Here is a 13,591-nt window from a genome sequence, read left to right as displayed (position 1 = left end):
GAGGGTTTTTTATGTTCGTTTGCGTTTCACCACCCTTTTATTACCATTTATGTAAATGTATTAGCATATCGTGATATAAGTCGCAATAAGATGGATTTGTAATAAAATCCATGAAGATCGAGAGGGATACTATGAAATTCGGGAAATGTGTTAGGAATGTGCTAATGGTAGGTGCTCTGCTGGTCACCTCCGTGTTACCCATGGCGGCACAGGTGGCGCAAGCAGAGGAAAATCAAGCGGAGGCGACAGCGGTATCCAATTACAAAATTATTGGCTACTATCCCTCATGGGGAGCTTATGGACGAAACTACAATGTAACGGATATCGATCCCAATAAAGTAACGCATATTAACTACGCATTTGCGGATATTTGCTGGAATGGCAGACACGGCAACCCAGATCCAACGGGGCCCAATCCACAGACTTGGGCTTGCCAGGATGAAGTAGGCAATATTAATGCCCCGAATGGTACAGTTGTCCTCGGAGATCCATGGATTGATGTGCAAAAATCCTTTCCCGGAGATACGTGGGATCAGCCGATCCGCGGAAATCTGAATCAATTGGCAAAATTAAAGCAAAAAAACCCTCAATTAAAGACATTGATATCAATCGGGGGCTGGACGTGGTCCAATCGCTTCTCTGATGTAGCAGCAGATCCGGCTGCACGCCAAGTATTTGCACAGTCCTCGGTAGATTTTATTCGGAAATATCAGATGGATGGGGTTGATCTCGATTGGGAGTACCCAGTTGAAGGAGGCTTGCCTGGAAACAGCAAACGTCCAGAAGATAAGCAAAATTACACGCTCTTACTACAGGCTGTCAGAGACAAACTCGATGCGGCTGAGGTAACGGATGGCAAACAGTACTATTTGACGATCGCCTCTGGTGCCAGCCCTAGTTATGCAGCAAATACAGAGCTTGGAAATATTGCCCGGGTTGTGGATTGGATCAATATTATGACCTACGACTTCTATGGAGCCTTCCAAAAGCAGACTGGGCATAACGCTCCGTTGGCCTATGATCCGGCAGCAGGAGCAGCAGGTTTGCCAAATGCTCAAACCTATAATGTCCAAACAGCTGTAGAGGGCCATCTTCGTGACGGTGTACCTGCCAGCAAGCTTGTTCTCGGACTTCCGTTTTACGGAAGGGGCTGGTCGGGTTGCGGAACGGCTAACAATGGGGAATATCAAAATTGCACAGGGCCTTCAACAGGAACGTGGGAAGCTGGCATGCTTGACTTCACGGATATCCAAAATAATTATGTGAACAAAAACGGCTTCACACGCCACTGGAATGACGCTGCAAAAGTGCCTTACCTCTTCAACCCCGCTTCGAAAACATATATCAGCTATGACGACGTGACTTCAATCGGTCACAAAACCTCTTATATTACATCCAAAGGATTGGCAGGCGCAATGTTCTGGGAATTTAGCGGGGACCGTAACAAGGTTCTGCTAGACAAAGTGAATGGCGATCTTCTGGGCGGGACAGCTCCGGTCGACAACGTACCGCCGACAGCACCAGCTAATCTCCGATCGACGGCAATAACAGCGACAAGTGTGAGCCTGACTTGGGGAGCTGCTACCGACAATGTAGGGGTTACGGGCTATGAGGTATACAATGGCAATCAGCTTGCGAAAACGGTAACCGGTACAAATACGACGATTAGCGGGCTTACACCTGGCACTACGTACCAATTCACAGTGAAGGCGAAAGATGCAGCAGGTAATTCCTCAGCAGCAAGCAATGAGGTAACGGTTACTACGGATACGACTCAACCAGACAATCAACCGCCAAGCACACCTACCAATCTAGTCATTACAGGGAAAACAAGCACGAGTATCAGCTTGAGCTGGGCTGCATCTACAGACAATATCGCGGTGACGAATTACGAGGTTTACAACGAGACAGCATTAGCTGCGGATGTAACGACTACGACGGCAACTGTCACAGGACTCACGTCTAACACCTCTTATACCTTCTCTGTGGTAGCGAAGGATGCAGCAGGTAATTCTTCACAGAAGAGCATTGAGGTCGTAGGTGTGACAGATTCTGCGAATCCGGGAACTCCTGCATGGGCGCCAAATGTAAACTACGTAGCTGGTGACTTGGTCAGCTATCAAGGCAAGGTATACAAATGTCTGCAACCACACACTTCTCTCGTAGGGTGGGAGCCACCAAATGTAGCGGCTCTCTGGCAAGTTCAACAGCAAGCGGCAGTTGAAGGAGTCGAGGGTTATGTAGATGAGCAGATGACGGAAGAAACAGAAGGAAATACAGATACCCAATAAATAGGGAAGGGGCTGTCCCTCCAGTCATGAAAATGACGGAGGAACAGCCCCTAATTGTTCGTTTGGAAATTAAGCAAAGGCTTTTAACAGTTGGAGGACTAATGGAATAAGATCTCCAATAAAAGTAAGAATCGCAATTGCCGTATTCATAGAAGCCCCTCCTTAAAATTCCAAATTCACTATTATTATATTAATGTTCATAATAGTAATCAAGAAATATTTTCCACCTATACTGAAATAAAAAGTGGCTTATGTGAAAAAGTTATACAATGACTTGATAAAAATAGCGATTTGTAAGGCAACCAGTCCAAAAATAATGACAGCCCAGTCTCTGTTCTTTTTCCATTCCAATACGCCTTTCGAGGCACAGATAGCGACTAAGCCTACCATTGCTAATAGCTGAATGAAAGCGACACCTGTTAGTAGTGCTAGAATCCCAATGACAACGAAAACCGTCACGGTCGCTTTAAACCAAAAGGGCTGCTCACTCATACTAACGCCCCATTCCCTTTTTTGTAAATTTTACCATACACACAAAAAAAGCCAAGCCATAAGGCTGTTAGAGACTTATGAAAAGCAAAGGGGGAGCATTCCGCCTTCTTACCAAGGAAGGCAGAGCGGGCATAGATGCCCATCGTTTCTTCGATTTATCTGAGGAATGTATGTATATGTTACTTTTTTTTAGAAAAATGAAACAAAACAGATTCAGGTTCGAATAATGAGTGTGAGAAAACAAATATGGACAGACGAGAGGAAGAGAAATGATGAAAAAAGTTACGCACGCTGTGTTCCTCCTGATGGCTGCAAGTATTGCGATGTCATCTTCTAGTGGTGCACTGGCAAGGGAGAATACGCTGGAAAAAATAAAAGTAGAGCAAATGACACCTGAAATAAATAGGCTGGTAGAAAAAGGGGTAAAGAAAGCAGCTAGTCTCATCCCGTATTTGAAAGATTATCCTGTTAGAGAAGTAGTAGTGAAAGACACTCCTTATCTGCTCGTGAACAACTACAAGTCAAAAGAAAACAATGCAGAATTCGTTACCTTGGTGCTCGACAAAAATACTGGTGACCTGCTTGAGTTTGGCAAACAAGAGCTATATAACCAAAAGAGCCAAACGCTTTACCCGATCGACAAATCGAAAGAAATAGCCGTGTCGTTTATGAAAAAGTTGTACGGTGAAGACATGGCAGGATACCAGTTTGATGGGGATGGGGTTGCGAAAGTTTTCGATGGTCAAACAAATACCATTCAGTTTGTACGTATGGTCAACGGAGTTCCTTTCACAGACGACATCGTTCAGATACAAGTTGATCACGAAGGGGAAATCACAGGAAAATCTCTTGGCATGAATATCGAAAAAATCTCCTTTGCGAACCTGGATCAGATCCTATCCAAAGAGAAAGCCGTGAAACAGCTGTCCACCTATATGAAATTACGGTATTCCCTCGATCAAGACGGAAAAACATACAAGCTCCTCTATGTTCCTGCTTTTTCCGGTAAGTTGGATGCCGTGTCCGGCAAAGACAGCGTGAATATGCCTTATCATAGCAAAGTGAATGTGAAACCAAAGGGTGCCAGCCAGCCCGTAGCACAATCCCGTGAAGAAGCACAAGCGTATTTGACTCAGCGTACGGGTTATGATTTTGCAAAAGGGAATGTCTTTTTTGAAGATTTAACTGGTGAAAAACCCGTGATTATCCAATATTTCTGGAAAACAAGGAAATGGGAGGGACGTACTAATTATTCGTGGAGAACAGACGACGGATGGATTGGGAGCATGCTAATCGAACCGAAGACAGGGTCAATTGTGAGCTATCATGTCATCGATACAAGTGTGTCAAAGACCGCTACCAAAAAATTGACGCAAGAGCAGGCTTTGCGATTGGCCATAAATGAATTAGCAGAGATCACTCCAGCTGGTACAGGCGAGCTGCTGCTACTTCAGCCCGGAGAATATGATGAAAGTACAAATCAATACGACTTCTTTTTTGTGAGGCAAGAGCAAGAGATTCCTGTTGAGGATGGGCTGACGCATATCTCGATCAACGGCAGCAACGGGAAAGTCATGGGGATCGATCTCAATGAAAAGGTCGATGGCGTGATGGCTGATCCGAAGAAGGCAATCTCCCAAGAAGAAGCGGCAGCCGCATTGCTTAAGAAATATCCATTGCAGCTACAGTATAGCTTGCAAGAGGAAGGCAAAGCTTCTCTCGTTTATACGATACCTAGGCTATTCGATGCAAAAATAGATGCGTTGACGGGTGAGTTTTATACGTACGGGTCCACAGAATAAGGAAGAAAGCAAGAAGAACCTCCCTTTCCAACGCATTAAGGGAGGTTCGTTTCTTTATAGGTATTGGCAATCTCCACCAGCCTGGCTATCACATCTTCCTCATAATAAAAATGGTACGTTAGTTCATAGTGGGTGGCGCCGTTTTTCCAGATGAGAGTGGCTAATGGGCCGTTGTAACCGAACTTGGCTGTTCCATTCTTTAGTGGAATGGTGCTCGTTTCATCGTAGCCTCCTATAAAATCTCCAGAACTATTGGAATCCAAGGTGAGATAGGCGCCTAAAGCGATATGCTCTTCAGGAACATAGGTTTGCGTTAATACCTCGTCCTGCCGCGTCAATCCTAAATTTTCGAAGCGATGCAACGTTTTTTGCGAAAAGGAGTAGGCATGAATGGGTGAAGCGGATAGGACTGGAATAGCCGAAGCTTCAGAAGAATCGTAGCTTTTGGAGAACAGCAAGTACAGGGTTGATTGTTGGCGATGGTATACGGAATATTCAATCAGAAAAAGTTGATCGAAATCTGAGAAAAAACGAAATTGACACAAAATACAAATTTCAGTATGATCACTTTATAAAGTCATTGGAAAAATAAAGGATGAACGAATACGATGCGCAGAACTGGAGATTTGAAACTAATCCAAGAGCTCAATCGCTTTATTATACTCGATACCATACGCCAGTTTGGGCCCATCTCGCGAAGTGATATCGCCAAAAAGCAGGGCATTAGTCCAACTACAGTCACCTCGGCAGTCAATGAGCTGATCCGTGACGGCATGGTTGCAGAAGATGGAACAGGTGAGTCAAAGGGTGGCCGTAAGCCGATTATGGTTCGCTTCTGTCCAGACGGGAAGTTTTTGATTGGCGTATCTATTACGAATACAGCGATTACGATAGCCGAAATGAATTTGGAAGCGGCTACAAAGCAAAAGAAAATCTATCCCGTAAAAGCTGGGCTGGTGAGTGACCTGATCATCCAGTATGTACTGGATTCGATCCAGGACTTTCTCCAATCGGTGGGTGATGTCAGCCGTTGTCTGGGCATTTCCATCATCGCACCAGGGATTGTTGATGCAGCTAGTGGGGTTATCCGCTTCAATTCCAAGTTGCGCTTGCATGATGTTCCGTTAAAGGACATGGCAGAAGACCGTTTTAGGCTAAAGACGTGGCTCGACAATGATGCCAATGCAATTGCCCTGGCGGAAAAAAACTTCGGTGGTGGACTAAATGCCGACAATCTTCTGTTTGTTACCGTAGGAGAAGGGGTTGGTTCGGGACTCGTTGTAAACGGTTCCATCTTCCGTGGAAGCCGAGGTGGAGCAGGCGAATTCGGGCATACGACAGTCGATCGAAGTGGGATGCGCTGTGACTGCGGCAACGTCGGCTGTTTGGAAAACTACGTGGCGTGGCCGGCCATTTATTCAGGCTTGCTGTCCGCTGTTACACGAGGAAAAGAAACGCTCGTGATGGATTTGGCTGAGGGAGATATGACAAGAATCACATTTGATGTCTTCCGCCAAGCACTGCATCAAGGGGATCAAGTATGCCAAGACATCGTCGACGAAATCGCTTCTTATTTATCGATCGGCATTGTGAATCTGGTGAATTTGTTCAACCCGAGCCTGATCATTCTGGGTGGAGAAATGATCCGGGACAACCAAGTGTTGTTTGAGCGCATCCAAAAACAAGTGATGGCCCAAGCGATGGGGACGATGGTCGAAGGACTGGAATTCCGTCCAACTGTGTTGGGGGCTGATTTCGAGGTCAAGGCTGCTGCTGCCGTTTTGTTACAAGATGTTTTTCACTTCAGCTTGTAACATCTTTTTATATACTTTATTTGGTCATTGGAAAAAGAAAGTTTCACCATCAAAAATCGTTGAAAGGGGGCGAGTCGAAAAGGGAAGCGTGTTGCGTTTGGCCATATTTTGGGGGTAAAAGAGGAGAACGTAAATCGAGGAGGGATTTCTGATGAAGAAGTTGGTATCGATTGCAATGGCTGCTCTCTTGGTAGCAGTGGCAGGATGTTCAGGTGGCGGGCAGGGCTCCGCACCAGCTGGAACAACTGACAGTGCTGCTTCAGGCGAAAAGGTAACGCTCACATATGCGCTGTGGGACAAAAACCAGATGCCTGCGATGGAGGAAATGGCGAAAAAGTTTAACGAAAAGAACCCGAACGTTGACATCAAGATCGAGCTAACGCCGAACAAGCAATACTGGACAAAGATGGAGGCAGCCGCAACGGGTGGCACCTTGCCGGACATTTTTTGGATTAATGGTCCACGTATCATTAAATACGCAGATAATGACATGCTCTTGCCGATTACTGATCAAATCAAGGCAGATGGCATCGATCTGAACAATTATCCGAAAGCTCTCGTTGATCTCTACACCTATGATGGACAAAACTACGCGCTACCGAAAGATTTCGACACCATTGGCCTTTGGTACAACAAGAAGCTATTTGACGACGCAAAAGTACCGTATCCAGACGAAACCTGGGATTGGAACAAGCTAAAGGAAGTAGCAAAGCAACTGACTGATGAGAAAAAAGGCGTTTGGGGAATTGCAGCACCTCCTTATGGACAGGACGGCTTCTATAACACGATCTATCAAAATGGTGGCTATATCATTTCGGAAGACAAGAAAACGTCCGGCTATGACAAACCTGAAACGATTGAAGGCCTCAAGTTTTGGACAGACCTGATCAACGAAAAAGCATCGCCAACAGCAGCGCAATTGTCTGAAACAGAGGCAACACAGCTGTTTGAATCAGGCAAGATCGCGATGATGTACAACGGATCATGGATGGCATCCGCTTTTCATAAAAATGAGTATACAAAGGACAAAGTGGACGTGACGTATCTTCCAAAAGGAAAAGAGAACACAAGCGTCATTCACGGCTTGGGCAACGTGATTTCGGCTAATACCAAACATCCGAAGGAAGCATGGGAATTCGTAAAATTCTTGGGCTCGAAAGAAGCGGCAGAAATCCTGGCCAAATCGGGTGCTGCGATTCCGGCATTTAACGGAACACAGGATACTTGGGTACAATCCATGCCGAACTTTCAACTGAAAATTTTTATTGATCAGGCAGCAATGGCGAAACCATATCCGATCTCAAAGGACACAGCAAAATGGGCCAAGCTGGAAACAGAGCTCATGACGAAGGCTTGGGCTGGACAAATGAGCGTAGAGGATGCATCCAAAGAGCTGGCGCAAAAAATGAACGAAATGCTTAGCCAAGAATAAAAGGTCCATGATGGATGGCTTCGCATCATGGACGAGGCGAGGCCATCCTTTTTCGAAAAGCTTCTGTAAGGAGGGAATGAATGCGATGAGCAGCCAGTTGCAGCCTGAAATGCACGCCGCCGTCCAGCCAAAAACGAAAAAATCGTTGAATCGCATGAAGAGAAGTGATTGGTTCTGGGCGTATCTCATGATTGCTCCCACACTGATCGGTTTGGGTGTTTTCTACTTATGGCCGATTGTACAAACCATTTATTTGAGCTTTACCAAATGGGGAGGATTCGGAAAGTACAAGTGGGCTGGCTTACATAATTACGAGTTGTTGTTAAAGGATCCTTACTTGTGGATTGCACTGAAAAACACGCTGATTTATACAGTAATCGCAGTTCCAGTGGGTATCGCTATCTCCATTTTTATCGCTGTGCTGCTTAATCAGAAAATTAAGGGGATTACGATTTATCGCACCCTGTACTTCCTGCCCGTCGTGACGATGGCGGCAGCGGTGGCGATGGTGTGGAGATGGTTGTACAACGCTGATTACGGTCTGATCAATTATTTGCTGAGCATGATAGGCATTGAGGGACCACGCTGGATATCTGATCCCGCCATTGCACTGTATGCGGTGATTATCGTTGCCGTTTGGAGCTCCATCGGATACAACATGGTGATTTTTCTGGCCGGACTGCAAGGCATCCCGAGAAGCTATTACGAAGCGGCAGAAATTGATGGCGCGGGACCAGTTCGTATGTTTTTCAAGATTACGTTGCCGCTGTTGACTCCTTCGATCTTTTTCGTCAGTATCACTTCCTTGATTGGGGCTTTTCAAGTATTTGACCTGATTTATTTGATGCTCGGAAGCAAAATGGGCAATCCGGCAACAGAGCAAACACAGACGATGGCGTACTTGTTCTTTACCAATGGATTTGAATCAGGGAACGGTGGCTATGCGGCCGCAGTTGCCGTCGTGCTTCTGGTGATGATTCTGATCGTCACTGCTATTCAAATGAAGTTGCAGAAAAAATGGGTTCACTATGATTAAACAAAGCTGAACAGACGGGAGGGATATGGAATGAGTGTTTATACGAGTCGGAATAAAACAACCAAGAAATTGTTGATTCATCTGCTGTTGATTGCAGGTGCTCTCGTGATGATTGCGCCATTCGTCTGGATGGTTCTCACTTCGCTCAAGTCACTCGGCGAATCGACACAGGTGCCGCCGGTCATTTTGCCGACCAAGTACCAATGGGAAAATTACACCCATATTTTTGAGATGCTGCCGTTCTTGGACTTTTATTGGAATACGGTGATTACAACAGTAGCCAAGGTAGTCGGACAAGTATTCCTTTGCTCGCTTGCAGCTTACGCATTCGCGCGAATTGAATTTCCAGGGCGAAACGCCTTGTTCATCCTGTTCTTGACCGTCTTGATGGTGCCAGGTCAGGTGTTTCTGCTCCCGCAATTTATGATCATGAAAGAGCTTGGCTGGCTGAATACGTTGACAGCATTGATTGTACCGGGATTGTTCAGTGCATTTGGTACGTTTCTTCTGCGCCAATTTTTCATGTCGCTGCCAAAAGAACTGGAAGAAGCGGCGAAGCTCGATGGTTGCAACCATTTTCAGATTTATTGGAGAATTATGCTGCCGCTGGCGAAGCCCGGCTTAATCGCACTCGCCATTTTCGTAGCATTGTGGTCTTGGAATGACCTGATGTGGCCGTTGATTGTCAACAGCACGCCGGATAAAATGCCACTCTCCGCTGGTTTGGCGTACTTGACGGGCGAGCACACCAATTTGACGAACTACCCGATTTTGATGGCGGGCTCCGTTCTTGCCATTTGGCCGATGATCATCGTCTTTATTTTCATGCAGAAGCATTTTGTCGAGGGAATTACCCTAACTGGGTCCAAATAGTCATTTTTTGAAAAAAGGAGTGAAACCATTATGCATCATGTTCTGGTAATCGGAGCAGGAACCATGGGGACTGTTCACGCGAAATCGTATGCTGCCATGGAAAACGTCAAGCTGGTTGGGATCGTCGATATCCGCAGCGAGAGAGGAAAAGAGCTGGCAGCCGAGACAAAAACGGAATGGTTTGAGAGCTATGAAGAGGCACTAGAAAAACTGGCGCAGGTAGATATCGTAGACGTGTGTTTGCCTACGTATCTCCATAAAACCTATGTGAAAAAGGCTGCGGATGCAGGCAAGCATGTCATTTGCGAAAAGCCGTTGGCACGTGATAAGGAAGAGGCTCGTTTTATCGTTGATTATTGCCGGGAGAAAAACGTCAAGCTGTTCGTCGGTCACGTCCTGCGCTTCTTCCCGGAGTATGAAAAGTCCCGTCAGCTGGTTAATGACGGCGCGATTGGCAACGTTGGTGTGGCACGTACGTTCCGTGGCGGTATCTTCCCGACAGCGTGGAACGATTGGTACGCCGACTACAAAAACAGTGGCAGTCTTGTTTTAGATATGATCATTCACGATTTTGACTTTTTGCGCTGGTGCTTCGGGGATGTGGAGCGTGTGTACGCGAAAGGCTTGCTTGGTCGAGGTTTTGCCCGGATGGATTACGCACTTGTCACGCTTCGCTTCAAGAACGGCATGATTGCACATGTGGAAGGCTCGTGGGCACATGAAGGCTTCGCGATGAAAATGGAGCTGGCAGGCAAGGAAGGCATCATTGCCTACGACAGCTCGAAGGAGAAGCCACTAGTGGCGGTTAATCGCTCGAAGCAAGCAGGCATGAGCGGAGTCGCAGTTCCGGAGAGTCCGTTGCGTGAAAACCCGTATTTCAGAGAACTGAAGCATTTCATTGAATGCATCGACCGCGATCTGGAGCCACTCGTGACGGCAGAAGACGCCGTTAAAGCGGTAGAAATCGCTCGTGCTGCGCTTGTGTCAATCGAAACGGGCAAACCCGTAACTTTGGTGTAGGAGGGGACTGGACATGAAACTCGGAATCATCAGTGTTGCACATATGCATGCATACAGCTATGCAAATGCGGTTGCGAAATTAGATGGAGTTCAATTGGTCGGGGTAGCAGATGAGGATGAAGTGCGTGGAAAGGCGGCGGCTGAGAAGTTTGGCGTTCCGTTTTTCGCTGATTATCATGAGTTGCTCGCAACGGATATCGATGCGGTCATCGTCACTTCGGAAAACGCCAAGCACCAAGAGCATACGTTAGCGGCAGCGAAGGCAGGCAAGCACATCCTGTGCGAAAAACCGCTGGCGACAACAGCCGAGGCTGCTCAAGAGATGATCGACTTTTGCCGCGAACAGGGTGTCATTTTGCAGACGGCATTCCCAGTGCGATTCCATCCGGCTGTTGTTCGTGCAAAGCAATTGGTGGAGCAAGGCAAGGTCGGACGTATCATGGCGATCCGGGGTACGAACCGTGGACAAAATCCGGGTGGTTGGTTCGTCGATCCGGAAAAATCGGGCGGAGGAGCAGTGATCGATCACACGGTTCACGTTGTTGATTTGATGCGCTGGTTCATGGACTCTGAAGTGCGTGAGGTTTATGCCGAGGTAGACAGCAAGTTTTCCGATACGCCGATTGATGATTGCGGCATTTTGACCATGGAATTTGAGAATGGGGTATTTGCCACACTCGATTGCAGCTGGTCTCGGAACAAGGCCTTCCCAACTTGGGGAGATGTGACAATGGAAATTATCGGGACAGAAGGAACGATTTCGCTCGATGCTTTTTCTCAAAAGCTGGATGTCTATTCCAATGAAAAAGGTTTGAAGTGGGTCAACTGGGGCGATGACATGGACAGTCAATTGGTCAAGGATTTCGTCACCAGCGTGCGTGAAAAGAAAGCGCCGTCGATTACGGGTGAAGACGGCTTGCGAGCTGTGGAAGTAGCACTCGCCGCTTATCAATCCGCTGAACAGAAGCAACCAGTCGTATTACGGTAGGACGGTGAGGAACGCATGAGTGTACGTGTAGGCATGATCGGCGTAGGTGGAATCGGACAGCATCATCTAAAAGGCTTGTTGACGGACGAGAGGGTAAAGGTCGTTGCAGTGTGCGACGTGAACCAAGAGACGGTAGCAGAGACTGCTGAGCGCATTGGTGCGCATGGCTACACCTCTTGGCGTGAGCTGGTAGAGGCAGAAAAGCTGGATGCTTTGTTTGTATGCGTCCCACCTTTTGCGCATGAAGAGATTGAGGAAACAGCGGCGGCGAAAGGGATTCATCTGTTTGTGGAAAAGCCAATCGGGCTGGATATACAGAAAGTGAACGAAAAGCAAGCAGCGATTGAAAAGGCAGGGATTATCACCGCGACTGGCTATTGCCTGCGCTATCTCGATATCGTGCAGGAAGCGAAAGCGTACTTGGAAGGCAAGTCGATTGCTCTTGTCCGCGGCCATTATTTGACCAAGTTCGTCACGACACCTTGGTGGAGGGAAATGGGCAAGTCAGGTGGACAGCTTGTCGAGCAGGCGACACATACGCTGGACATGATGCGGTATTTGGCTGGAGATATCGAGAAGGTCTATGCGCAGATGGCCTTGCTCGTCTCGCGCGACATTCCAAACATCGATATTCCAGACGTGACTTCCATCAGTATGGTGTTTCAGTCAGGGGCGCTAGGACATTTGGATACGTGCTTCATCCAACCGGATCACCGTACCAATGTAGAAATTTTGGGCAAAGATTTCCGTGTCATGATTGACGGAAAGCAATTAGCGATCATGGATGAGCAGGGAACACGTACAAAAGCGAGCGCAGTGGATATGTACGTGGAGCAAGATCGGGCGTTTATCACAGCGATTTTGACAGGGGATCGCAGCTTGATTCTGTCGCCGTATGAATCAGCGAAAAAGACGCTAGAAGTAACGTTGGCAGCGAATCAATCGGCACAAGAAGGAAAGCCGGTCACCATTTTGAGAAAAGGAGAGTGAGGCGAATGGCTTTTCAAAAGGGGATCAATGCTTGGTGCTTCCCAAAGGAAACGAGCGTACAAGAAATGTTTCGCCAGGCGAAAGCACATGGCTATCAAGGGATAGAATTGAATTTGGACGAGGGAGAGGCTCCTTTTCATATAGAGATGACAGAGCAGGAATTAAAGGGGCTGGCAGACGAGGCTCGTGAGCTCGGATTGGAGCTGCCAAGCGTCTCTACGGCCCTTTTATGGAAATATCTGTTGACACACAATGAGGAAACGATTCGCGAGCAAGGTATTCGTGTTGTCGAGAAAATGATAGAGGCGGCAAGCATTTTTGGCTCACGGACCGTCCTCGTGGTCCCAGGTCTCGTAACGGCAGAAGTGTCGTATGATGCGGCCTACGAGCGGGCGTGTGAAGCATTGCGGCGCTTGGCGAAAAAGGCGGAGCAGCATCAGGTATACATCGGGGTAGAAAACGTGTGGAACAAATTTTTGCTCAGTCCACTGGAGATGGCCCGCTTGATCGATGAAGTAGACAGTCCTTGGGTAGGCGCTTACTTTGACGTAGGGAACGTGCTGCAATTCGGTTTTCCTGAGCAATGGATTCGCATTTTGGGCAAGAGAATCCAAGCAATTCACGTCAAAGATTTCAAGACGACAACAGGCAACATCACAGGTTTCGTCCCACTGCTCGCTGGCGATATTCCATGGAACCGCGTGGTGGAAGCATTGCGTGAAATCGGGTACGACGGCTACATCATCCCGGAAATCTCACCTTACAGCCAGTTCCCTGAGCAATTGATCTCGCATACGTCTCAAGCGTTGGAAGCCATTTTTCAATCGTGAATGGACAACAAGGATGTGAAGCG

General features: G+C 47.3%; 12 protein-coding genes. 10 read left to right on the top strand and 2 right to left on the bottom strand.

Annotated elements, in window-relative coordinates:
- The first annotated feature begins 110 nt into the window (after window positions 1–110).
- Entirely contained in the window at window positions 111–2,291 is a 2,181-nt protein-coding gene (locus tag M3630_RS06430; protein WP_251251594.1) for a glycosyl hydrolase family 18 protein, read from the top strand.
- A 249-nt stretch (window positions 2,292–2,540) separates the two neighbouring features.
- On the opposite strand, the gene M3630_RS06425 is transcribed toward M3630_RS06430, so the two are convergent.
- A complete protein-coding gene (locus M3630_RS06425) occupies window positions 2,541–2,783 on the bottom strand; it encodes a hypothetical protein (protein ID WP_251251593.1) in 243 nt (80 codons plus the stop codon).
- A gap of 269 nt (window positions 2,784–3,052) precedes the next feature.
- Here M3630_RS06425 and M3630_RS06420 point away from each other — a divergent pair, with 269 nt between their 5' ends.
- Window positions 3,053–4,585: a DUF4901 domain-containing protein gene (locus M3630_RS06420; RefSeq protein ID WP_251251592.1), complete on the top strand. Its 1,533-nt coding sequence runs from the start codon at window positions 3,053–3,055 to the stop codon at window positions 4,583–4,585.
- Window positions 4,586–4,620: 35 nt separating this feature from the next.
- Here M3630_RS06420 and M3630_RS06415 read toward each other — a convergent pair whose 3' ends face one another.
- Window positions 4,621–5,130, bottom strand: a complete 510-nt coding sequence (locus M3630_RS06415) for a hypothetical protein (protein WP_251251591.1) — start codon at window positions 5,128–5,130, stop codon at window positions 4,621–4,623.
- Between the two features lie 63 nt (window positions 5,131–5,193).
- Here M3630_RS06415 and M3630_RS06410 point away from each other — a divergent pair, with 63 nt between their 5' ends.
- The 8 genes from M3630_RS06410 (at window position 5,194) to M3630_RS06375 (ending at window position 13,568) form a co-directional block, all read left to right on the top strand.
- Window positions 5,194–6,399, top strand: coding sequence for an ROK family transcriptional regulator (locus tag M3630_RS06410; protein ID WP_251251590.1), 1,206 nt, complete (start codon window positions 5,194–5,196; stop codon window positions 6,397–6,399).
- A gap of 151 nt (window positions 6,400–6,550) precedes the next feature.
- The gene (locus M3630_RS06405; protein ID WP_251251589.1) at window positions 6,551–7,831 is read left to right on the top strand and encodes an ABC transporter substrate-binding protein; all 1,281 of its coding nucleotides are present in this window, start codon (window positions 6,551–6,553) and stop codon (window positions 7,829–7,831) included.
- 76 nt (window positions 7,832–7,907) lie between these two features.
- Window positions 7,908–8,867: a carbohydrate ABC transporter permease gene (locus M3630_RS06400; protein WP_173608585.1), complete on the top strand. Its 960-nt coding sequence runs from the start codon at window positions 7,908–7,910 to the stop codon at window positions 8,865–8,867.
- A 30-nt stretch (window positions 8,868–8,897) separates the two neighbouring features.
- A complete protein-coding gene (locus tag M3630_RS06395) occupies window positions 8,898–9,740 on the top strand; it encodes a carbohydrate ABC transporter permease (RefSeq protein ID WP_173608584.1) in 843 nt (280 codons plus the stop codon).
- A 30-nt stretch (window positions 9,741–9,770) separates the two neighbouring features.
- Window positions 9,771–10,760, top strand: a complete 990-nt coding sequence (locus tag M3630_RS06390; protein ID WP_173608583.1) for a Gfo/Idh/MocA family protein — start codon at window positions 9,771–9,773, stop codon at window positions 10,758–10,760.
- 13 nt (window positions 10,761–10,773) lie between these two features.
- Window positions 10,774–11,748, top strand: a complete 975-nt coding sequence (locus M3630_RS06385; protein WP_232774264.1) for a Gfo/Idh/MocA family protein — start codon at window positions 10,774–10,776, stop codon at window positions 11,746–11,748.
- A gap of 15 nt (window positions 11,749–11,763) precedes the next feature.
- On the top strand, window positions 11,764–12,738 hold the full coding sequence (locus M3630_RS06380; RefSeq protein WP_251251588.1) for a Gfo/Idh/MocA family protein: 975 nt from the start codon (window positions 11,764–11,766) through the stop codon (window positions 12,736–12,738).
- Between the two features lie 5 nt (window positions 12,739–12,743).
- A complete protein-coding gene (locus M3630_RS06375; protein ID WP_251251587.1) occupies window positions 12,744–13,568 on the top strand; it encodes a sugar phosphate isomerase/epimerase family protein in 825 nt (274 codons plus the stop codon).
- Window positions 13,569–13,591 lie beyond the last annotated feature (23 nt).

This window comes from Brevibacillus sp. MER 51, from assembly GCF_023714195.1.
GTDB lineage: Bacteria > Bacillota > Bacilli > Brevibacillales > Brevibacillaceae > Brevibacillus.
The sequence above is the reverse complement of the archived record's forward strand: the minus strand, read 5'-3'. Positions and strand labels throughout refer to the sequence as shown.

What these genes read in the sequence shown, in the direction of transcription:
- M3630_RS06430 (WP_251251594.1), top strand. Translation starts at nt 111, where the DNA reads ATGAAGATCGAGAGGGATACTATGAAATTCGGGAAATGTGTTAGGAAT.
- M3630_RS06420 (WP_251251592.1), top strand. Translation starts at nt 3,053, where the DNA reads ATGATGAAAAAAGTTACGCACGCTGTGTTCCTCCTGATGGCTGCAAGT.
- M3630_RS06375 (WP_251251587.1), top strand. Translation starts at nt 12,744, where the DNA reads ATGGCTTTTCAAAAGGGGATCAATGCTTGGTGCTTCCCAAAGGAAACG.
- M3630_RS06400 (WP_173608585.1), top strand. Translation starts at nt 7,908, where the DNA reads ATGAATGCGATGAGCAGCCAGTTGCAGCCTGAAATGCACGCCGCCGTC.
- M3630_RS06410 (WP_251251590.1), top strand. Translation starts at nt 5,194, where the DNA reads ATGCGCAGAACTGGAGATTTGAAACTAATCCAAGAGCTCAATCGCTTT.
- M3630_RS06425 (WP_251251593.1), bottom strand. Translation starts at nt 2,783, where the DNA reads ATGAGTGAGCAGCCCTTTTGGTTTAAAGCGACCGTGACGGTTTTCGTT.
- M3630_RS06390 (WP_173608583.1), top strand. Translation starts at nt 9,771, where the DNA reads ATGCATCATGTTCTGGTAATCGGAGCAGGAACCATGGGGACTGTTCAC.
- M3630_RS06405 (WP_251251589.1), top strand. Translation starts at nt 6,551, where the DNA reads ATGAAGAAGTTGGTATCGATTGCAATGGCTGCTCTCTTGGTAGCAGTG.
- M3630_RS06395 (WP_173608584.1), top strand. Translation starts at nt 8,898, where the DNA reads ATGAGTGTTTATACGAGTCGGAATAAAACAACCAAGAAATTGTTGATT.
- M3630_RS06380 (WP_251251588.1), top strand. Translation starts at nt 11,764, where the DNA reads ATGAGTGTACGTGTAGGCATGATCGGCGTAGGTGGAATCGGACAGCAT.
- M3630_RS06385 (WP_232774264.1), top strand. Translation starts at nt 10,774, where the DNA reads ATGAAACTCGGAATCATCAGTGTTGCACATATGCATGCATACAGCTAT.